This window comes from Aureivirga sp. CE67, assembly GCF_015767245.1.
Lineage (GTDB): Bacteria > Bacteroidota > Bacteroidia > Flavobacteriales > Flavobacteriaceae > Aureivirga.
In genome coordinates this window covers 1-22302 of record NZ_JADOTV010000036.1, presented here as the reverse complement: position 1 = coordinate 22302, position 22302 = coordinate 1, and the positions used below count along the sequence as shown (strand labels likewise).

Sequence of the window (22302 nt, the reverse complement as noted above, 5' to 3'; positions counted from 1 at the left end):
GAGCGCTACCGAAAAGTCGTACTTTGTGGCGTACCAGCTGCTCAAAAAAACAAACCCAGCATTTTTAATTAAGAATGCTGGGTTTTATATGTTTAAATTTTTTGTGTTATTGCTTTGTGTCACTCGAAAGGATTCGAGCGCTAGCTTTTATAAATATTTTTTGGTTGTATATTGTTATAAAATAATTGAATTAATATAATGAGCAGAAAATATAAATTTCATAACAAATCAGGAGCCTATTTTGTCAGTTTTGCAACCGTAAACTGGATTGATGTATTTACAAGACAAGTCTATTTTGCTGTTTTAGCAGAAAGTATAGACTATTGTAGAAAATAAAACTTCGACTTCGCTCAGTTACCAATTGAATTATGGAGTAAAAAAGTAATCCAACAAAAAATAGACTATATCCATCAAAATCCAGTAGAATCAGGTTTTGTTTTAGAAGCGACAGAATGTAAGTATTCAAGTACTAGAATTTTTGCAGATGAGAATTTTGTATTGGATATATAATAATATTTTATTTCCTTATAAAGTTTTGACTAATAAAAGTTAATATAATTAAATAATTTTTACTTTTGTAGTGTAAATATCAATAAAATGACTACAAATTACTTCAAAATTGTTAAAATATTATTTCTTTTTTTATTCTTTCAATCACTCCAAGCCCAAAAAGAATCCAATATTTGGTATTTTGGGTATAAAGCAGGTCTAGATTTTAATAGTGGATCTCCCGTAGCTTTAACGGATGGAGAACTTATAACTGATGAAGGTTGCGCTACGATTTCAAATGCAGAAGGAGAGTTATTATTTTATACAGATGGTATTACTGTATATAATAAAAATCATGAAATCATGGAAAATGGAACAGGATTAATGGGGAACTATTCAAGTACAAGTTCAGCAATTATAGTACCAAAGCCCGATTCTGAACATATTTATTATGTGTTTACAGTTGGGTTAAATTATGCAGAGGAAGGTTTTCGATATTCTGAAGTAGATATGAATTTAGATGGAGGAAATGGAGCTATTACAGAAAGTAAAAATATTTTATTAGAATCTGAAGTTACAGAAAAATTAACTGCAATAAGAAATAATCAGACCAATGAATATTGGGTGTTAAGTCATCGTTGGGAAAGTAATGAATTTGTTTCTTATAAGGTAACTTCTTCAGGAGTAATTGAAACCCCTGTAGTGAGTGCTGTAGGAATTTATGTTGGAAATATTATTGGAGCTCCAGCAGAAGCAATTGGTCAAATAAAATTTTCTCCAAATGGTAAAAAAGCAGTAGTAGTAAGAACTAGTTTACCTACGGAATTATATGATTTTGATAAAGAAACAGGTATTTTATCTAATGCAATGATACTAAGTACCGCTTCTTCTGAATATGGTGCTGAATTTTCTCCAGACAGTCATTTTCTATATTTATGTCAAGTATATGGTAATAATTTATCAAATCCTAAAAAAGGTTTAAAACAATTTGATATTACTTTATCAACTCCAGAAGATATTATTAATTCAGAAATTTTAATTTCTACTACTAGTAAATGGAGAGGAGCTTTACAATTAGCAACAGATGGTAAAATTTATGTAGCATGTCATGATTCGGGTTATCTTGATGTGATACATAACCCAAATGAACTAGGTCTTTCTTGTAATTTTGAAGATAATGGAGTTTATTTAGGTGGAAAAAATTCATTAGGAGGTCTACCTGCCTTTAATCAATCTTTTTTTAAGTTAAGCTCAATAAAGCATGAAAATAGTTGTTTAGGTGAAACAACGAATTTTACTTTAGTAAATGCAGAAGGTTTTACAAATATTTCATGGGATTTTGGAGATATCACATCAGGAGATAATACTGCTGTTGGTGATAATGTATCGCATGAATATACTTCTCCAGGAGAATATACTGTAACTGTAACGGCAGATGGTTTAGAAGGAGATATTTCAGAAGAAATAACAGTTACAATTTATGAAGTACCACAAATTAGTTCCATATCTAATTTAGAAGTTTGTGATGAAGATAATAATGGTTTTTGGAATTTCGATTTTACAGAAAAAAATGAAGATTTATTAAATGGTCAAGATGAATCTATTTTTGAAGTAAAATATTTTACTTCACTAGAAAACATAGAGGAAAATCAGCCAATAGAAAATCCTGAAAACTATGAGAATACTACAGCTTATACTCAAGAAAAAATTTATGGGGTAGTTCGAAATAAAGAGAATATTGATTGTTATGCAATGACAGAATTTACAATTCAAGTTTTTGACACACCAATAATTTCAGAAACTATTTCTGTTTTTGAAAAATGTGATGACGAAAGTTTTGGATCTGATTCAGACGGACTTGTTCTTTTTGATTTGACAGATAAAACGGATGAAATTTTAAATGGATTTCCAGAGGATACTGTAAATATTTATTTTTTCACAGATAATAATACAGAGGATTTAAGTACTGCAATTCCAAATCCTGAAGCTTTTCAAAATACAACAGAAATTCAAACGATTTATGTAAAAGTTATGAATAAAGAAAATGAAGATTGTTTTGCTGAAACGAGTTTTATGATTCAAGTAAATGTCCTTCCAGTTGTGAATACTTTTGTTGAACTTTCTCAATGTGATGATGATATGGACGGATTTACGACCTATAATTTGGAAGAATCTTTTGCAGAGATTTCTACAAATTATGAAAATGAAACTATTACATTTTATATAAATGAATCGGATGCAATTTTAGGAGAAAATGCTATTTTAAATACAACGAATTTTCAAAACCCAGAAGTTTCCAATTCTAAAATTTGGGCAAGAATAGAAAATGAATTTGGATGTTTTCGTACTTCAGAGATTGATTTGATTGTTTCTACTTCACAAATTCCAGTAGATTATCATCATACTATTTACCAGTGTGATAATGCAGAAGATGGAAATGCAAACAATGGAATCGTAACTTTTGATTTTAGTTTTGTACATGCAGAAATAGAAACGATGTTTCCTGCTGGGCAAGAATTGATCATTTCTTATTATGAGAATCAATCAGATGCTTTAGCAGAACAAAATGCAATAACGAATACTTCTTCTTATACAAATACATCTTCTCCGAATCAGCAAGAAATTTACATTCGAGTAGAAAATCTTTTAAATAATGATTGTATCGGACTGGGACATCATATAACATTAGTTGTAGAAAATATCCCCGAGATTTATGATTTAGAAATTCCTGTTCTTTGTGATGAAAATGGAGATTCTTTAGTAGAATTTGATACCTCTTTATTTAATGAAACATTGACTGGAGGACAAGAAAATGTAATTTTAGAATATTTTGGTGCTTCAGGAAATAGTTTAGGAAATTCACTTCCAAATCCTTTTGAGAGTTCTACTCAAACGATTACAGTTCATGCGATAAATAATATTTCTCAAGATCCAAATGGTGCTTGTTATATGGAGAAAGAATTACAATTTGAAATATTTTCGATAGCAGCTTTTAATGTTTTAGACAAAGAAACTTGTGATGATGATTTTGATGGAATATTTTCTTTTGATACTTCAACAATTGAGCAAGAAGTTTTAAATGGGCAGACAGGAATGATTGTTACTTATAAAAATAGTAATGGAGAAGTTTTGCCAAGTCCACTTCCAAATCCTTTTACTACAGGTTCTGACACAATAACAGTTCGAGTTGAGAATGCAGAAAATACAGCTTGTTATGAAGAAACTACTTTTTCATTTGTAGTTTATGAAACACCAATTGCAAATGAAATTTTAGATTATTTTGTTTGTGATGATGCTTCAAATGACGGAATAAATATTTTTGATTTAGCACAATTTAATTCAGAAATATTAGGGAATCAATCAGAGGAGACTTTTGAAATTTCTTATTATTTAAGTCAAGAAAATGCAGATTCAAAAGAGTTTGCTTTAGATTTGAATTATGAAAATATAGAGAATCCTCAGACAATTTTTGCTAGAATTGAAAACAAACAAAAATCAGATTGTTTTGCGACAACAAGTTTTACTATAGGAATTTATGAGATGCCTACGATAGCTGAAATTTCAACTTTGGAACAATGTGATGACGAATCAAATGATGGTATTGCAATTTTTGATTTATCAGAAAAAAATGAAGAGATATTAGCAAGTCAAATTTCGCAAGATTTTAATATTACCTATCATTTGTCAGAACTAGATGCTATTTCAGATATCAATTCTATAGCTACAAATTATGAAGGAACAGCAACGGAGATTTTTGTAAGAATAGAAAATGAAGAAAGCGAATCTTGTTTTGTTGTAAATTCATTTTTAGTAGAAGTTTTACCATTACCAGATTTTGATTTGGAACCTGAGCAATTCTTATGTAGAAATTATACAAAAACACTTTCTGTATCTGAAGAATTTGATACTTATTTATGGTCCACAGGAGAAACTACAAATTCTATTGAAGTTTCAGAAATAGGAAATTATACAGTTACTGTCGGAAAATATTATCCTTCAGGAATGCTTTGTGAGAGAACAAAAGAAGTAGAAGTGATTTTATCAGAGGCAGCAAAGATATTTGAAATCAAAAAAGAAGATTGGACTTTTGATTCGAATTCTATTCATGTTTTAGTAGGTGGAGTAGGAGATTATGAATATTCTATTGATGGAGAATATTATCAAGACGAGCCAGTTTTTGAGAATCTACAAGTGAATGATTATACTGTTTTTATTCGTGATAAAAATGGATGTGGTGTTGTAAATGATAAGGTGTTTTTACTTTATTATCCACAATATTTTACTCCAAATGGAGATGGAATCCATGATTTTTGGCAATTGAATAATGCAGAAGGAGAAAAATATAACCAGATTTTTATTTTTGATCGTTACGGGAAGTTAATCACAAAATTTATCGGAAAAGATAAAGGATGGGACGGAACTTTTCAAGGAGAGCCAATGCCATCTAGTGATTATTGGTTTTTATTAAAACGAACAAATGGAAAAGAATATCGAGGACATTTTACTTTGAAACGATAGTTGAATAAAAGTTTAGAATAAATATTATCATGATTCACTTTGAATAATTAAGTATAGATTGTCAAGTTCCCCTCTCGAGAGGGGCTAGGGGCAGGACTGACGCATGAACACATAAAAAGATAAAATTTGTCCTTAAAAAGACTAAATTTTCTTCAAATTCAATATGAATTCCCCTCTTGAGAGGGGCGAGGGGTGTGTTTTAAATCTAACAAAGTTTTTTCATAAGAATTCACGTAATATTGTATAATTATTTTCATAGAAATATTAAAAGCTGAGGTAGCCGGTTTCCTAGTTATACGAAAGGATCCGAGCGATAGCGGAAAACAGTTGTAAAAAAAGAAACAACGGAACAAACAAAATGAAAGTAGAGAAAAATAAAGGACTGGAGTTAATATTGGTGGGTATAGTTTTATTTACTATAATTTATCAATCAAAAGAAAATTATTTCAATAGACTAGAAAATGGAGTAAGAACAACTGCAGAATTATATGTAGGATATAATGTTACATGGACTTATGAAGTTAATGGTAAGAAATATGAAGGGAAAAGATCACAAACATCATTTTCACCTACTTTGTATACAGGTGAAAGATATTATGTATATTATGATTCTAAATATGCTATGTCTTCATCTTTTGTTCCTTCAGAGCCAATAATTGATAGTTTAGATTTTTATAAATTAACTTCCTTGCCAATGAGTATAGATTTAGAAAAGGGGTATCAAAACATTTCATTTAAATATGAAGTAGATGGTAATATAATTGAAAATTTAAATGTTAAAAAATTATCAAAAAATGTAAAAATTGTAGATGAAAAATTTGACGTTTATGTAAATAAAAAGAATGTTAATAATTCGTATATAATATTCCCAAGCTCAGATTCTATCAGTTTTAAATAACTAGCCCGTTTGGTACTCGAAAAAATCAAGCGCAAGTGTAGGGTGATGGAGATGAACAGAGAGATAAAGATTCAATAAATAAAGGAGTTGAAATAGCTAGAAATAGAAGTAAAGGATGAAAAATATATTTTTAAAATTTATAATTTTATGGTTAATGATTTCACTAATAAATAGTATTTTGTTTAGTTTTTTTCAAGATAATTTTTTATTTAAAAATATTGTAATTGACTTATTCTCATACTCATTGTCATTATCATTTCTGCCAATTGTAATATTATATATATTATTTAAAAGAAATATAAATTATTGGATTGCTGGATATAGATTTTATTTTTTTAGTGGTGTAATATGTTTACTCCTTTTTATACTACTATGGATTATTCTTAATTCTAGTGTAAGGATATGGGAGAATATAGTTTTTTTTAAAGGATTTTTATCTTATTTCTTAGGAACATTATTGTCTGTTTTTATATGGAAATATATTTTTTTCCCCCGTAAGTCCTCGAATGAATAACGACTGATTGCTAGTGCTCGATTGTATCGAGTACTGAACCAGTTGCTCAATAAAACCAAACCAGCATTTTTAATTAAGAATACTGATTTTATATGTTAAATTTTGTATTATTGTTTGAGATTAAAAGTTATGAAGAAGAGAAATGATAAATTTTCAGATTGAAAGGGTACGAGAGTTATAAACTCGTATCAGTGTGGTAAACTATTTTTGGAAAAGCATCAGCAAAAGTAAATATAAGTTTTAAGTTGATAGAAACAAATTCAAAAAGTCAAACTAATGAGATTACAACAACAAATACAGTTCCTACAATATTAGAACGTTCAAAAGGAAAAATTAACTTTTATCTTAATATACAATATGAAACAGATAATACACAATCAAATGAAACCACTGAAAGCGGGAATGTTACACAAAATCTTTAAAATTATAATATTCTGTGGAGTATTATCGCTTTACTCCTGTACAAATGAAAATGTACTATATAATGAGCCAGTGTTAGTCTATATGAATATAGGTAAAGAAGTTAATGGGATAGCAGAAAAAATAAGTATAACAGATGATTTTTTAATCGTTAAATATGATGATGGAAAGATTGATCATTATAATATTAATGAAATTAATTATTTTAGGGTTATAAAGATAAAATAATCCCCCGCTCGTCCTCGAATGAATAACGAAAGACGTTAGCGACTGATTGTATAGTGCCGTACCAGCTACTAAAAAAACAAACTCAGTATTTTATAACTCTTAATTACAGATTTTTAATTAAGAATCGTGAGTTGTTTGTGTTAAAAATTTGTATTATTGTTTGAAGTTGAAAATTGTAAATAAGAGAAATGAAAAGAATACAATCTGTGAGGGTACGAGTTACAAACTCGCACCAGCGTGGGAAGTATTTTTAGGTACCTTTAGAAAATAAGTTATTATGAAAAATAAAAATTTATTGAGTATTTTCTTGATTTTAATGATATTTTGTAATTGTAAAAATAAATCGAAAGGTTTGACTAATAATCTTAAAAAAAATATTAGTTTATCAGATACAATAAATTCAGAGATTGAATCAAATAATGACATGATTGCTCTTGTATATTATGGACTGATGGAGTTAAATACAATTCATCCTAAAATACTTCACTTATATAAAAATAAATCTTTTTTAAGAATAGAAAATGGAAATATTGTTGATTCTATACCTGAAAATATTCAAATGAAAAAAATGAAAAAATATATTTTTTCATTAAAAAATCAAGAATTAAAGAACATTTACTGGGATAGAATTAGTGAAGGTCTTGTAAGGCGTATTTTATTTAAAGAAAAAGATTCACTTAAAGAAATTCGAGTGATAGGTTACCCTGAAAAAATGCCTAATGATTCAATTGTAATAGTTTTAGATGAATATTTACAAGTTATTGATTCTAATATTAAAAATAAATTAGAAAAAAACAGATTTAATTGAAAATAAAACTCTTGATTTTGGCCATTAGTTCGACATATAAGGGTGCTTGTTGGAACAGTCTGTGCTGTTAGAAATAGTTACAGATTGCCCTCTCATAACGAAAGATGTTAGTGATCGATTGCATTAGCTGCCGTACTAGCTACCCAAAAAACAAACCTCATACATTAAAATTAATAAAGTATGGGGTTTTATATTTAAAACTTTGTTTTATCACTGCATATCACTCGAAAGGATTCGAGCGCTAGCGTTTGATTATTTGTAGAATTAATCTAAGCCTTACAAATATTTACTTCCTTCTTTTACACTAAGATTAGAAAGTTCCGTTTTTTCAATGAATTCTTTCACCCAAATAGGATTTGTTTTGCTGTAGTTTCTTAAAGCCCAACCAATAGCTTTATTCAAGAAAAATTCTTTAGTTCCATTACTCAAATGAATTGCATTTTCCAACAGTTCTGTATCTGTTTTTTCTCGATATTTTAATTGAAATAAAATAGCAGTTCTTTTCAACCAAATATTCTCAGAAGCCAACCATTTAGAAGTAATTTCTTTTCTTTTTTCTGGGAATTTTAAAAAATAAGAACCAACCAAATTTGCTGCGATAAAATCTACAGTATCCCACCAAGATTTTGTTAGAACTAATTCTTCAAAAAATAAAATATCGTCTTCTGAAAAATCTTTTTTAAACTTCAAATAATATTCCTGTGCAAAATATTGACATTCTCTTTCTGGCTGTTTCCAAAGTTCTGAAACCAATTTTTTAGCTTCTTCTTTGCTTGGCAAATTTTCTTTTTTAAAATAAAACTTCTGAATTTCTTTTCGTTGCGGAGATTTTACGCCAAAAAAAGAAAATAAATTTTTCATATATGCTTTTTGTTGCAAAGCAATTTCTTCGTTGGATACAGATTTGAATTTTTCTAAAATTGGTGAAATTTCCATTTTATTTTTCTTAAGAATCGCTGTAAAGCTAATAAATTACTATTATTGTATCAAAAATAATAAAATGCCAGCTAATAGAAACGCACTTATTCGCTATAAAACAATTGATCAATGTTTGCAAAATCGATTTCGAAAATGGACTATCGATGATTTGGTAGATGCTTGTTCGGATGCTTTATACGAATATGAAGGAATTGACAAAGGAGTAAGTAAAAGAACAGTTCAAGGAGATATTCAGACCATGCGAAGTGATAAATTGGGTTATAATGCACCAATTATCGTTTTGGAAAGAAAATATTATACGTATGAAGATGAAGAATATAGTATTACGAATATTCCAATTTCCAATCAAGATTTGGATAAGTTAACCGAAGCTGTAGAATTCATGAAACAGTTTCAAGGTTTTTCGCATTTTCAAGATTTAAATTCGATGGTTCAGAAATTGGAGGATCAAATTTATGCTGCAAAAACGCAGAAGAAACCTGTAATTGATTTTGAAAAAAATGAGAATCTTCGTGGATTAAAATTTTTAGATGTTTTGTATAAAGCGATTATTCAAAAACAATCTTTGGATATTACTTATAAATCTTTTAAAGCCAGAAATGAAGAAACTTTTACAATTTACCCTTATTTATTAAAAGAATTTCGAAATCGTTGGTTTATTCTCGGACAAAGAAAAAAACGTGAAGGTGTTTTGAATTTAGCTTTGGATAGAATTTTAAGTATTTCTAAAAGTGAACTTCCTTTTCAAGAGGCAAATAATTTTGATCCAGAAACCCATTTTAAAGATGTGATTGGTGTAACTGTAAGTCCAAGTCTTCCTGCAGAAAAAGTGGTTTTATATGTGGTGAGAAAACATGCTCCATATGTATTGACAAAACCGCTGCATAGTTCTCAGAAAATGATTGACCAAGATCGTTTTGGAATTACAATAAGCCTAAATGTGCAACATAATTTTGAGTTGGAAAAAGAAATTTTAGCTTTTGGTGAAGCTATTCATGTGATAAAACCTTATCGTTTAAGAAAAAATATTAAAAATCGATTGTTAAATGCTGTCGAATCGTATCATGGAAATCATAATGATAAAACCTACAGAACAGCAACGAAGCAATTAGAACATAAAGGTTTTAGTGTTTTAGAGAAGGTTTATACTACAAATGAATTAAGAAGAATTATTGGAGTTTTAGAAAAAGAAGGAATTACTAAAAACGAGAAAGTTTATGCACAAAGAAAACTTTTACAAAAAGTACCGACTTTAAAAGGGATTTTGTTCAATAGAAATTTGAGAAATCTTCTGGAAAGAATTGATGAACGTGCTGTTTTGACAAAAGCAATTTATTTTGATAAATCTGAAAAATTTAATTGGGTTGTTCCATGGCATCAAGATGCGATGATTAATGTGAAATTTAAAAAAGAAACAGATGGTTATTATGGTTGGACAAAAAAAGGAGAGGTAATCAGTGTTTGTCCGCCAGAGCAAATTTTACAAAATACATTTACAGTCCGAATTCATTTAGATGATGTTGATGATTCAAATGGAGTTTTAAAAGTAATTCCTGGTTCGCACAAAACACGTTTGGAAGATGCTGAGGTAAAAGCAATCACACAAAATAGTATTCCACATCATTGTAATGTTGATGCAGGTGGAGTTCATTTGATGAAACCTTTGATTTTACATAGTTCTTTAAAATCGGAAACAAAGAAAAGAAGAAGAGTAATTCATTTAGAATTTTGTTCAGAATTTTTACCAAATAATTTAGTTTGGGAAGAGCTGTTTGTTTATTAAATTTGCAGCCTTTTTAAATGAAGCATGGAACACAAACATTTTAAAATATTTAAACCTTACGGATATTTAAGTCAATTTAAATACGAACTTAAAAGAAAGAAAAAACTTCTTGGAGAATTTTACGATTTTCCTGAGGGAACTATGGCTATTGGGCGTTTAGACGAAGATTCTGAAGGTTTACTTTTACTTACCACGGACGGAAAAGTCAGTAATGATATTCGAAGCAAAAAAGTAGAAAAAGAATATTATGTTCAAGTAGATGGAGTAATTACGGAGGAAGCAATTCAGCAATTGCGAGATGGTGTAGAAATCACGGTGAACAAAGATAAATACAAGACAAAACCTTGTAAAGCATCTAAAATCGATATTCCAACTTTACCAAAACGAGCAAAGAAAATTCGTGATGAAAGACATGGACCAACTTCTTGGGCATCCATCACTGTTTCAGAAGGAAAATTTCGTCAAGTTCGAAAAATGACTTCTGTTGTTGGTTTTCCAACCCTTCGTTTAGTTCGAGTTCGTATCGGAGATATTACCATCAAAGATTTAGACGCAGGAAGTGTAGAAGAGATTTTTATTTAAAAAAATCACCTTTTAAAATTTGTGACAATATAAATACTAAAAACAATGGACGCACTTTACTAAAGTGCGCCCATTGTAAATTATATTCCCCTCCTTAAAAAAGGAGGGGCTAGGGGTGGTTATTAAATCCCCACAGCTCTTTTAGCTTGTTCTATATGGCGAATGTTATGATAAATTACAACACGTAAAGTATCACCCAATCTTAGTTTTAAAACAGTAGAAATAGAAATTGCCGTTTTCGTTTTTGTCAAATTCACTTTTCTACAACTTTTAAGAATTTTCAGCATTTCTTCTTGCTGCTTTATAAAAACAGAAATAGTATTTTTATCCAACTCTTTATATTTAGGATCTTTATCTAAATAAGTTTTCATTTTACTTTGTTTCTCATTCGGAAGCATACTTTTTGCAAAATAATTCCCGATCATTCCACTTTTAAATTCATCAACAAAAGAATGTTTTGCATTTTCAATTCTATTTTTGATTTCAGGATTGTAAAAAACACCATACATGTTCAAATGCTCAAAACACTCCAAAGCATTCCATGTACTCGGATTTGCTCTTTTTTGCAAAGTATCCAAATCCAGTTGTTTTAGTTTTTCAGCAGTTTCAATATTTTGCTTCGTATATGTTTCCAGTTCCTTTAGTAAGTCTTCCGCTTTAAGTTTCATTTCAGTTCTATTTTGTACAAAAGTCGCATTTTTCAAGTAAACTAAACTTGATTGAAATCAATATTTTTTCAGGCGAGATAAAGTTTCTGGACTCATTCGAAGATAATTTGCAATAAATTTGTGTGGAATTTCTTGAAATAAAATTGGACTTCTATCCAAAACACGTTTGTATCTTTCTAAAGGTGATTTGATTAGTAAATCTTGTTCTCTTTCTAATTGCTGTAAAATAAGTTGCTGTAAAAGTACATTCCAAAGTTCTTGAAGCTCTGTAGAACTATGCATCCAAGCGATATAATTTTCTTTAGAAATAACTTTTAGGTTAGATTTTTTGAGCGCTTGAATGGTGAAATTCGTTGGTTTTTCCGAAATAAAAGAATCTAAAGCCGTGATGAAATTATTTTTATATCCAAAACGAATTGTATGTTCAGAATCTTCATCTTCTATAAAAATTCGAACACTTCCATTTTCAATAAAATAAAGATTTGTGTCTATTGAATTCTGAAAAGTAATTATTTCATTTCTTTCATAAGAAATTGTCTTTTCCCATTTGTTTTCTTCGCTAAGTTTTTTTTCTAATGTTTGAATTAAATTCATTTATCCATTGTTTTCACACTTTTCTTTTAGAGCCAGATTCATTTCTTCAAAACTATGACGTGCACTTTCAAGTGTTTTTCCTGCAGTAGCTACTAAAATTCCAGTAAATTTTTCTCCGTGGATAAATTTAGTTTTTTCTTTTTCAATTGGCTCTAAACAAAAATAATGTTCTCCATCAAAAACACCTTTTACACCTAAACTGCCAAGCCAGCGAAGTTTTCTTCTTTCTTCATATTCAGTAATAGTCGGACGAATATTCATTTTTCTGCCATTTTTAAACTGAACTTTTACTTTCAATTTTTTACCTTCTTTTTTAATACCATTTATTTTCACAATAAAAGGATTCCAAATAGAGTAGGTTTTAAAATCCATTAAAATATTCCATATTTTTTCAGCACTTGAATCAATAATGATTTCTGTTTTGATATGTTTCATATTTTTAATTGGATTAGAGTGAACAACTAAATTACGAAACTTTACAAGGAAATTTATTAGAAAACTGTTTGTATAATATTAAAAAACAGCTAAATTTTTAGATTTAGCTGTTCAAAACTAATTAGAAAAAATTGACTTGTAATTATGAATGAATATTAATTGGTTACGATTTTTTTAGTAGGATTTACTTTAATATTTTCACTTAAAGAATTACGGTTATTCTGTAATTTTTTAGTTTCATTACTATATAAAGTTCCTTTTGATTTGAAATTTGTATTTCCGTATACATACAAATCTTTTGAACCATCATTATTAAAATCAAAAAATAGAATATGATTATTTTTGATATTATTTAATTGTTGGATTTGATTGACTTTTGAAAACTGTAAGAAATTTTGTTCCGAATAATTATAAAAAATAGCTGTTACAGTTTCTCCCTTTTGATTTTCTGTAATTTGAATAATATCAGTTAGAGAATCCTTGTTTAAATCCGAGAAATAAAATTTTGTTTTTTCAATAGAATGAAAGTTAAAACTTACATTTGATTTATTAAAAATTAATTGATTGTTTTTTGAATTATTTTGGTAAACAATGAATTGATTTTTAAAGAATTTATCTTTTACAATAAACTCCGCCTTTTGATCATTGTTTAAATCTTCCACAAAAATTTCCTTTTCATTTCCTTGAATTAAACTATTTCCATTTTTGTTTAATATTTCTGTAAAAGACATTTCAGTTTCCGTAGAATTATTTTTATAAATAGAAATTATTTTTCCACCATACATATGTGATAAACCAGAGATTATAACATCTTCTTTTGTATCATTATCCAAATCTTTCACTATAATTTTCCCATTATAAATTGCTTTAAAAACACTCAAACCTTGATGCTGAAAAATTTCTTCAAAACGTACATTTTTTTCTTCTATAAAATGATTTTTATACAATTTTGTCACTTCTCCAGATTCAGACATTCCAGATAAGATTAAGTCCAAATCTCCATCATTATCAAAATCAAAAAAAGAACTTGAACTCAGAAAAACTGGTGTGATTTCATTTTTTTTATCAAAAACTAATTCTTTAAAACAAATAGAATTTTCACTTGATTTGTTTAAATAGATTTTTGAAATATTAGTATCTGCTTTTCCTGTAACTAGTAGATCTTCCAAACCATCATTATTAATATCTCCAAAAGAAACCGAACCATTGATAGCTCCATCAAACAGACTATTTTTAGAACATTTGATTCTTTTAAAATCCGCTGTTCCTGTTTCTATAAAAAGATTTTTATAAATATAGCCAACCAATTTATTGGAGCTTTGCCCAATTACAAACAAATCCAAATCTCCGTCATTATCCATATCAGAATAAGCACTGCAACCTAGTTTTACATTTTCAATAGCAAATTTTTCTTTTTTGGGTAAAACTTTTTCAAATGCCAATTCTTGTGCATTTAGAACCCAAAAAGAACTAAACATAATAATGACTAAAACCGATTTCATTTTTCTTGCTTTTTTCGAAATTATTTATTTTTTGAGACATCATCATTTTCTCAAAATTCGATACGCAAATCTAAATGGAATTATTAAGTTTAGCCTTAACCTTTTTCCGTTATATTTTTAAGTAACTATTTGTAATAAGTTGAAAATCAATATTTAAAACTGTAATTATTTACAAAGAATCTAAATAGTTGATTAACCTTTTTGAGTGAATTGGGGTTGAAAATTATTCTACTAAAAATCCTTGAAGTTTCTATTTAAACGAATTGTTTTTACAATTTTAATCATTTTAAAAAAGTTAAAAACACTTGAATATTTAATAAAAATAAACTATTATCAAAATTATGGTTTAAAAATTTAATTCTATCTAATGAGTTTCGAAGATGAATTTTTAGATTTATAATTTAATACTTTATTTATTGAAGAATATTACGAATTCAATAATTAAGATTTAAAAAGTTGAGGTTTTAAATATTTGAAAATCAAAGTAGAAATTTTTAATAAAAAAAACTCCCATTTATATGAGAGTTTTAAATCTTTATCTTAAAATAAATCCGTCTTTCATCAGGTCTTTTGGATCAATTACGAAAGTATTCATCCCTGTAATATGAGCAGTTCCTTCTACTTCAGGAATTACTGCTTGGAAAGGTCCGAAATCAACTTTATCTACAACAGAACCTAAAAAAACACTTTCTGTAATACTTTCAATTTTCATTTTAGGACTACCAATGTTCATTTCACCTCTAGCTTCATGAATAGCCATTCTTCCAGAAACTCCAGAACCAGTAGGACAGCGATCCACTTCTCCTTCGGCAAAAATGCAAACATTTTTACTATCGATATTTTCTTTTTCAGATGCATCAATAAATATAGTTCCATACAAGAAACTTAGATCTTTTTCAAACGGATGCAGAATTTCTTTATCATTTTCCATAACAGCATGTTTTATATCCATTCCTTTTTGAATTAAAGCTCTATAGTTTTCAGGACTTAAATCTATTTTAAAATCATTTCTAGAAAAATCTACATAAGCATAAAAAGCACCGCCATAAGCCAAGTCATAACGAACTTTACCAATTCCTTCAACCTCAACTTCTCTATCTAAACCAACAACAAAAGAAGGAACGCAATGAAAACGAACTCCTGTAACTTCACCGTTTTTTACATTTGCGTAAGAAATAATTCTACCACAAGGCGCATCAATTTTTAATTCATTATCACCTTCTTGCACATTTATCCAATTCATTTGAACTGCAAGTGTAGAAATCGCAATAATTGCATGACCACACATTGTAGAATAACCTTCATTATGAAGAAAAAGAATTCCGAAATCAGCTTCATCATCATTTGGTGGAACAAGAATACATCCGTACATATCTGCATGACCTCTTGGTTCAAACATTAATGTAGTTCGTAGATAATCAAAATTTTCTTTCGCATATCTTCTATATTCTAAAACGTTATTTCCTTCCAATTCAGGAAAACCATCAATAATCACTCTTAAAGGCTCTCCACCAGTGTGCATATCGATTGTTTTTATTTCCAGCCAACCTTCAGGAGTTTTGAATTCTTTATTGTTTAAAATATTTTGATACGTAGTATTTTTTATTGTAGATGTTTCCATTTTTTAAGATTTAAAAATATTGTTTTCAGCAATTTGTTTTGAAGCTATCGAATGCATGAAGTTTTTATAATAATAAGAAGCCGCTGAAAGATCTTCCAAAGCATGACCTACAGATTTAAAAACTGTAATTTGATCATCAGAATTTCTTCCAATATTACTTTCCGTGCATAAATCATTTAAAGTTCCTTTGATGTCATTTAAAGAAATAATGTTTTCTTCTAAAGGGATTATCAAATCGCCACTTTCTTTTGTTGCACCTTCAATAGTATCTACGAAAATTTCACCTTTTCGCATAACCTCATCATCTGCCTCACGCATATTTCTTTTATAAGAACCTACCAAATCAATATGTTGACCTTTTTGTAAATCTTCTCCATGAATTAAAGGTTCTACAGAAAGTGTAGCGCAACTAATTATATCAACTTTTGAAATTACATCCGAGATTTCTTTTACAAAATGCATTTTAAAAGATTCGTTTTCTAGTGATTTACAAACTTTTTGTGCTTTTCGGATGTCTCTTCCATAAACATAAACATCTTTTATAGGTCGGACACTTGCGTGTGCTAAAATTAAATTTTTGGATAAAGCTCCAGTTCCAATCATTAAAAGGGAACTAGAATCTTTTTTTGATAAAAATTTAGAAGCTAGGGCAGAAGCTGCAGCAGTTCTTTTTGCTGTTAAAGATTTTCCATCCATTATAGCTTTAACAGTTCCTTTGTGTGCGTCTAAATAAATATATGTTCCGTGTATAGAAGGTAAGTCGTAATCAGAATTTTTTGGGTTTACAGTTACAATTTTCACTCCAGCTTCTTCACTTGGTACAAATGCAGGCATTAATAAAAGTGTAGATTTTGTTCCAGCTTTCGGATTCGGAAAATCGTGATGATGTCTCATAGGAACCAAAGCGGAAAACTTGGCAAAGGAATTTTGTAAATATTGAATAAGTTCTTTAAAGTCTGTATTTGCTTCAATGAACTTTTCGTCAATCAATTGAACTTTGTCCATATTATTATTAGTTTTTCAGTATTATAGATGTTTCCTAAAATAATCAAAACAATGTGATTCTTTATAAAAATGATACTTCTTGCTAATTTTGTATTGATTATTGATAAAATAATACAAGAAATACGATGCTTCTGACGTTAATTTTACACAAAACTTAAATATTCCATATTAATATGAATTTAAAACGTCTTAATTTCTTCTATTTTATAATTACAGTTCTATTACTGCAAAGTTGTGCTATAAAAAAAGTTTCTACCGAAAATGCTAAAGAACTCACACTTCAAGAACAAATTTTAAAAGAATTTCCTTCTGCAAAAATTAAAGCTTTAGATATTGCTTCTGACTCTCATTTTACTGAAAAATATGAAGTTTATATTTCGCAACCTTTAAGTCATGAAAATCCAAAAGAAGGAACTTTGGAACAACGAATTATTGTTTCTCACGCAGATTATAATAAACCAACTTTATTAGAAACTTCAGGTTATTGGATTTATGATAAAGATCGAGAGCTAGCAAAAATTACGAAAGGAAATCAGATTGTTGTAGAATATCGTTATTATGGAAAATCAAGGCCTGAAAATCCTAATTGGAAATATCTTCATAATGCCGAAGCTATTGAAGATTATCATCGAATTGTAACAAAATTTAAAAATATTTATAAAGGAAAATGGATTGCATCTGGAGTTAGCAAAGGAGGAGAGAATACTTTAATTTACCGAACAAAATATCCAAAAGATATTGATGTTTATGTGCCGTATGTTGCGCCATTAATTCATACAACTTCAGATAAAAGAACGGATGATCATATTAATACTGTTGGAACAGAAGAATGTAGAGAAAAGGTTAAGAATTTTCAACGCATGCTTTTAGAAGAACCAATGCGTGAAACGTTGATTTCGAAATCTAGAGATTATGTTCAAAATAAAAATTGGACTTTTAATACCATGTCTCTTGAAGAAGCTTTTGAATATGCTGTTCTTGAATATTCTTTCTCATTTTGGCAATGGTCTACAGATTGTGAATCTATTCCAACTTCTACTAATAATGTTGATGAGGTTTTTAATCATTTAATGAAAGTTTCAGGGCTTTATTTTTATAGTGATCAAGGTGCGGATGCTTATCTTCCTTCTAATTATGAACATCAAACAGTTTATGGTTATTATAAATTAGATACTTCGCCTGTTAAAGACCTTTTGCAATATGCACATGATCCAAGTTTTATGAATTTTATTCCAGAAGAAATTCCTGTTTCATATGATCCAAATTATATTAAGAAAGTTCGTAATTATATTGAGAAAAAAGGAGATCGTGTAATTTATATTTATGGAGAATTTGATACTTGGTATGCTTGTGCGCCAAATCCTAAGAAAAATGTGGATTATTTGATGATGGTTTTAAAAGGAGCGCATCATGGAACGAGAATTAAAGATTTTACGAAAGAAGATCAGGATAAAATATATGCTAAGTTAAAAGAGTGGTTAGGAGATGAGGTTGCAATTTATCCACTTTATAATTAGTTTTTCCAAACAAAAAAAGGATTGCATTGTTGCAATCCTTTTTAATTTTATAAAATTCAGATTATTTTATTTTATCTAAATCGATATTTTGTTTTAATAAATTCCCTAGAGAATTCATTCCATCTTCATTTGGTTTGATTTTATTGATAACTTTCGTAATCTTTCCAAGATTCATATCATCTCCGATAACTCTTGCTACTAAAAGTCCCATATTTTTTTCATAACCAAAAACAATTACTTCATCAATGTTTTTGTCCGTACCTTCAAAATAAACATCAAAACTTCCCTTTTTTGAAGTAGTTTGGATTAAAGGTTTGTATTTATTCTCATCTTTGAAAATCTCTTTTAAAGACTTTTTTGAAGAATCGTATAAAGCTTCGTTTTTGTTTTCATCATTTTGCAAAGCTAAAACATTGATTTTTCTAAAAGATTGAATTGTTTTTTTCTCGTCTTCCGTAATGTCATCCGAGAAATTTAATAAAGTACTCGAAGGAATATCAATAACAATAAAATTATCATTGTTTTGATTATCCACGAAGAATTTTTGTAAGCTTGGTTTTGAACTACATGACATTGCTACAAAAGCAATAACAAATAACCAAGTGAATTTTGTGACTAATTTTCTCATTATTTTTTATTTAGATTCTTTAAATGCTCACCTCCAGAAATATTCATCTGGCTAGTAAGTTTCGCTACTGATTTCAAGTCAATATCACCTTCTAAAGATAAGATAACAGTTTCCTGATCAGATTTTGCATTTGTATTAGTTACAAACATGAATAATTCTTTCACATGATCCTCATCTTTACCTTCAGCAAAATAAAATTTTACTTGAACGTCTTTTTCGTCAATACGCATTAATTCTTTTAATTTTGTATTGGCTAAAAACTTTTCTACTTCCAATTTCATATCTTTTGAAATCACAGGATCGTCAGTTGTATAGACTTTTAATGCTTTAATTCCTGAGATCAAATCTGAATATTCTTTTCCTTCTTCACTTTCAGAAGAAATAGAATTCATTAATTTAAACATATGTTCTGTTACGACTACTTTCGTGATTTCTGGGTTATCGTCAAATTTTGAAAAAAGATTTGATTGACCAGAAGATATACCTGATATAAATAATATTGCTATTAAAACTAATTTTTTCATTTTTTTTACTGTTTTGGGTTTTTAAATATTTTACTTTGATTGTGCTCTATTTTTCCCAATTGATTTAGAGCGATTTGTTGACCTTTATTTAAGTTTTTAGAAATAAGCTGTAAAGCTTCTTGAGTTTGAGCATAAGCTTCTCTTGCTTCATATTCTTTCTTCTTATTAATAAAAGTGTAAGCTGAAACAAAAAGTATCAACATTGCTGCCACACTCATCCATTTCCATCTCGTTTCTTTTTTGTTACTAGTGTTTAGACGAAGGTCTTGAGCGAAGCTGTCATTTCTACTTTCTTCAAAATAACTAAACAAAGGTTTGTATTCTTCCAAATGAGGCGCAATATCGTCATTTTTGAAATAATTCCTAAGTTGATTTTCTTCTTGAATTGTTGTTTCCGCATTAAGGTATTTTTCCAACAACTTTTCTATGTTAGCTAACTCCATAATTGTGTTGTTTTATAAGTTCTTCTCTGATTGTTTTTCTTGCTCTTGATAATGATACTCGTATTGCCGTTTGTTTAATGTTTAGCATTTCTTCGATTTCATGAAACTCATATTGTTCGATATCTCGTAATTGTACGATTAATTTCTGTTGTTCTGGTAATCCTTCTATTATTTCATGAACTTTAGAGACGGCGTCGTTTGTTTCGATTTTCTTTTCTAATGGTGTTTCCTTCTCTTTATAGTTACTATGAACTAATTTTAAATTACCAGCTTGCTTTGACTTTAGCCTATCCAAACAATAATTTTTTGTTACGGTCATCGCAAATGCTTCTAAATTTTTATACTTAGGAATACTTTTTTTGTTTTTCCAAAGTTTTAAGAATAACTCTTGCGTAGCATCCTCAGCTTCTTCTGTAGAAACTAACATTCTTTTTGCTACCCTGAAAACCTTATCTTTAAAAGGCATTACTAATTTTAAAAATTCACTTTGTTTCATTATAAAAAGCATTTTAACACTGCAAATACAATAATTAAACGACGATGTTAGTTATTTGTAACAGAATAATTGATATTTTTTTTAAATTGCAAAAAAATAATCAAAAAAATAAGTCAATACAATGAAGAAATTAAGTTTAATACTTGGGGCTTTAGTACTGTTTTTAACGGTAAGCTGTAATAATGATGATGATGGTGCCTCAAATAATGTACCTTCTAATTTAGAAGTACAAAATTTCATCTGGAAAGGTTTGAATAGTTATTATTTTTGGAAAGATGATGTTCCAAATTTAGCAAATGATCGATTTTCAAGTCAAAATGAATTAAATCAATTCTTAGAATCTACCGGAGGACCAAACGAAGTTTTCGAATCTTTACTTTACCAAAGAGGAACTTCAGATAAGTGGTCTTGGATTGTAGATGATTATATTGCTTTAGAAAAATCTTTTCAAGGAATTTCGAAATCAAATGGAATGGAATTTCGTTTGTATAGATATGAAAATGATCCTACTCGTCTTTATGGAGCAGTAATTTATGTAATTCCTAATTCTGATGCTGCAAGTAAAAATATTAGTAGAGGACAGATTTTTACAAAAGTAAATGGAACTAATATGACAGAATCAAATTATAGAGATCTGTTATTTGATAATGATACTTATACTATTTCTTTTGCTCATGATTATAACGGAGGAAACCCTGAAGAAAATGGAGAAGAAGCAAGTCTTACAAAAGTAGAGTTAGATGAAAATCCTATTTTAATCAATGAAGTTATTGAAATGGGAGGGAAGAAAGTTGGTTATCTAATGTATAATGGATTCGTAAGTTCTTATGATAAACAATTAAATAATGCTTTTGCAGAATTAAAAGCTGCTGGAATTACAGATTTAGTTTTAGATTTAAGATATAACGGAGGAGGATCTGTTAGAACTGCAACTTATTTAGCAAGTTTAATTACTGGACAATTTACTGGGCAAGTTGCAAGTCAAGAGAAATGGAATTCTGAAGTTCAAGATTATTTTCAAAATAATAATCCAAGTTCTTTAGAAAATAGATTTGTTGATCAAATGACAGACGGAACTGCACTTCAATCTTTAAATTTAAGCGAAGTTTATGTATTAACTTCAAATGGTTCAGCTTCTGCAAGTGAATTATTGATTAATTCTCTTTTACCTTATATTACTGTTAAAAAGATTGGTGATGTAACAAGAGGAAAATATGTTGGTTCTATTACTTTATATGATTCTCAAAATTATGGTAGAGATGGAGCAAATCCAAATCATAAATGGGCGATGCAACCAATTGTTTTAGCAATTGAAAATTCTCAAGGTCAAAATTTCCCACAAGGAATCTCACCAGATACTTTTTATAAAGAATCACCTGGTTCACTTGGAGATTTAGGAACTATTGGTGATGTTTTATTAGCATTAGCATTAGAAGAAATTACTGGAGAAGATTTAGTACAAGGAAATAGACGTGCTTATGAATTTGTAGAAGAAGTAGATAATTCTAGAAAACATGCACCATTATTCGAACAAATGTATGTTGATTTGAAAGAATAAAATATTTAGTAAACATTATCACGATTAAAATTGTATAAGATAAAAAAAGACTTCAAAAGGTTATAGTTTTGTTTCTACCAAAAAATAATCCTAAACCTCCGAAGTCTTGAGCAAATTTAATTCATTATTAAG

19 protein-coding genes and 1 pseudogene are annotated in these 22302 nt (G+C 28.7%); 9 read left to right on the top strand and 11 right to left on the bottom strand.

What is annotated here, in order from left to right; translation table 11 throughout:
• Positions 1 to 198 precede the first annotated feature (198 nt).
• The 5 genes and pseudogenes from I0K12_RS21600 (at position 199) to I0K12_RS21580 (ending at position 7875) form a co-directional block, all read left to right on the top strand.
• Positions 199 to 510, top strand: a pseudogene (locus tag I0K12_RS21600) (hypothetical protein).
• 87 nt (positions 511 to 597) lie between these two features.
• Positions 598 to 5007, top strand: coding sequence for a T9SS type B sorting domain-containing protein (locus I0K12_RS21595; protein WP_196890265.1), 4410 nt, complete (start codon positions 598 to 600; stop codon positions 5005 to 5007).
• 358 nt (positions 5008 to 5365) lie between these two features.
• Positions 5366 to 5905 carry a hypothetical protein gene (locus I0K12_RS21590; protein WP_196890264.1) on the top strand — a complete coding sequence of 180 codons (540 nt, stop codon included), beginning with the start codon at positions 5366 to 5368 and terminating at the stop codon, positions 5903 to 5905.
• A gap of 871 nt (positions 5906 to 6776) precedes the next feature.
• A complete protein-coding gene (locus I0K12_RS21585; protein ID WP_196890263.1) occupies positions 6777 to 7067 on the top strand; it encodes a hypothetical protein in 291 nt (96 codons plus the stop codon).
• 277 nt (positions 7068 to 7344) lie between these two features.
• The gene (locus I0K12_RS21580; protein WP_196890262.1) at positions 7345 to 7875 is read left to right on the top strand and encodes a hypothetical protein; all 531 of its coding nucleotides are present in this window, start codon (positions 7345 to 7347) and stop codon (positions 7873 to 7875) included.
• 276 nt (positions 7876 to 8151) lie between these two features.
• Here the strand turns inward: I0K12_RS21580 and I0K12_RS21575 are convergent, their stop codons facing one another.
• Complete coding sequence (locus I0K12_RS21575) at positions 8152 to 8811, bottom strand: DNA alkylation repair protein (protein ID WP_196890261.1); 660 nt, start codon at positions 8809 to 8811, stop codon at positions 8152 to 8154.
• Positions 8812 to 8875: 64 nt separating this feature from the next.
• Here I0K12_RS21575 and I0K12_RS22190 point away from each other — a divergent pair, with 64 nt between their 5' ends.
• Both I0K12_RS22190 and I0K12_RS21565 read left to right on the top strand, forming a co-directional pair.
• Complete coding sequence (locus tag I0K12_RS22190) at positions 8876 to 10597, top strand: WYL domain-containing protein (protein WP_196890260.1); 1722 nt, start codon at positions 8876 to 8878, stop codon at positions 10595 to 10597.
• Positions 10598 to 10621: 24 nt separating this feature from the next.
• On the top strand, positions 10622 to 11179 hold the full coding sequence (locus tag I0K12_RS21565; RefSeq protein WP_196890259.1) for a pseudouridine synthase: 558 nt from the start codon (positions 10622 to 10624) through the stop codon (positions 11177 to 11179).
• 122 nt (positions 11180 to 11301) lie between these two features.
• On the opposite strand, the gene I0K12_RS21560 is transcribed toward I0K12_RS21565, so the two are convergent.
• The 6 genes from I0K12_RS21560 to I0K12_RS21535 form a co-directional block, all read right to left on the bottom strand.
• A complete protein-coding gene (locus tag I0K12_RS21560) occupies positions 11302 to 11847 on the bottom strand; it encodes a DinB family protein (RefSeq protein WP_196890258.1) in 546 nt (181 codons plus the stop codon).
• Positions 11848 to 11904: 57 nt separating this feature from the next.
• A complete protein-coding gene (locus I0K12_RS21555; RefSeq protein ID WP_196890257.1) occupies positions 11905 to 12441 on the bottom strand; it encodes a Crp/Fnr family transcriptional regulator in 537 nt (178 codons plus the stop codon).
• Entirely contained in the window at positions 12442 to 12876 is a 435-nt protein-coding gene (locus I0K12_RS21550) for an SRPBCC domain-containing protein (RefSeq protein ID WP_196890256.1), read from the bottom strand.
• Positions 12877 to 13031: 155 nt separating this feature from the next.
• The gene (locus tag I0K12_RS21545; RefSeq protein WP_196890255.1) at positions 13032 to 14378 is read right to left on the bottom strand and encodes an FG-GAP repeat domain-containing protein; all 1347 of its coding nucleotides are present in this window, start codon (positions 14376 to 14378) and stop codon (positions 13032 to 13034) included.
• A 535-nt stretch (positions 14379 to 14913) separates the two neighbouring features.
• Positions 14914 to 15999, bottom strand: coding sequence for a proline racemase family protein (locus I0K12_RS21540; RefSeq protein ID WP_196890254.1), 1086 nt, complete (start codon positions 15997 to 15999; stop codon positions 14914 to 14916).
• Positions 16000 to 16002: 3 nt separating this feature from the next.
• Positions 16003 to 17004, bottom strand: a complete 1002-nt coding sequence (locus tag I0K12_RS21535; RefSeq protein WP_196890253.1) for an ornithine cyclodeaminase family protein — start codon at positions 17002 to 17004, stop codon at positions 16003 to 16005.
• A gap of 173 nt (positions 17005 to 17177) precedes the next feature.
• On the opposite strand from I0K12_RS21535, the gene I0K12_RS21530 reads away from it, so the two are divergent.
• The gene (locus I0K12_RS21530) at positions 17178 to 18521 is read left to right on the top strand and encodes a S28 family serine protease (RefSeq protein ID WP_196890252.1); all 1344 of its coding nucleotides are present in this window, start codon (positions 17178 to 17180) and stop codon (positions 18519 to 18521) included.
• A gap of 61 nt (positions 18522 to 18582) precedes the next feature.
• On the opposite strand, the gene I0K12_RS21525 is transcribed toward I0K12_RS21530, so the two are convergent.
• From I0K12_RS21525 to I0K12_RS21510, 4 genes are read right to left on the bottom strand one after another with little or no spacing between them, the layout of a single operon-like run.
• Positions 18583 to 19149 carry a DUF4252 domain-containing protein gene (locus I0K12_RS21525; protein ID WP_196890251.1) on the bottom strand — a complete coding sequence of 189 codons (567 nt, stop codon included), beginning with the start codon at positions 19147 to 19149 and terminating at the stop codon, positions 18583 to 18585.
• On the bottom strand, positions 19149 to 19673 hold the full coding sequence (locus I0K12_RS21520) for a DUF4252 domain-containing protein (protein ID WP_196890250.1): 525 nt from the start codon (positions 19671 to 19673) through the stop codon (positions 19149 to 19151). The genes I0K12_RS21525 and I0K12_RS21520 overlap by 1 nt, the downstream gene beginning before the upstream one ends.
• 5 nt (positions 19674 to 19678) lie before the next feature.
• Positions 19679 to 20116, bottom strand: coding sequence for a hypothetical protein (locus I0K12_RS21515; RefSeq protein WP_196890249.1), 438 nt, complete (start codon positions 20114 to 20116; stop codon positions 19679 to 19681).
• The gene (locus tag I0K12_RS21510; protein ID WP_196890248.1) at positions 20103 to 20612 is read right to left on the bottom strand and encodes an RNA polymerase sigma factor; all 510 of its coding nucleotides are present in this window, start codon (positions 20610 to 20612) and stop codon (positions 20103 to 20105) included. The genes I0K12_RS21515 and I0K12_RS21510 overlap by 14 nt, the downstream gene beginning before the upstream one ends.
• 121 nt (positions 20613 to 20733) lie before the next feature.
• Between I0K12_RS21510 and I0K12_RS21505 the strand changes: the two genes are divergently transcribed.
• Positions 20734 to 22170 carry a S41 family peptidase gene (locus tag I0K12_RS21505; protein ID WP_196890247.1) on the top strand — a complete coding sequence of 479 codons (1437 nt, stop codon included), beginning with the start codon at positions 20734 to 20736 and terminating at the stop codon, positions 22168 to 22170.
• The last annotated feature ends 132 nt before the right edge of the window (positions 22171 to 22302 follow it).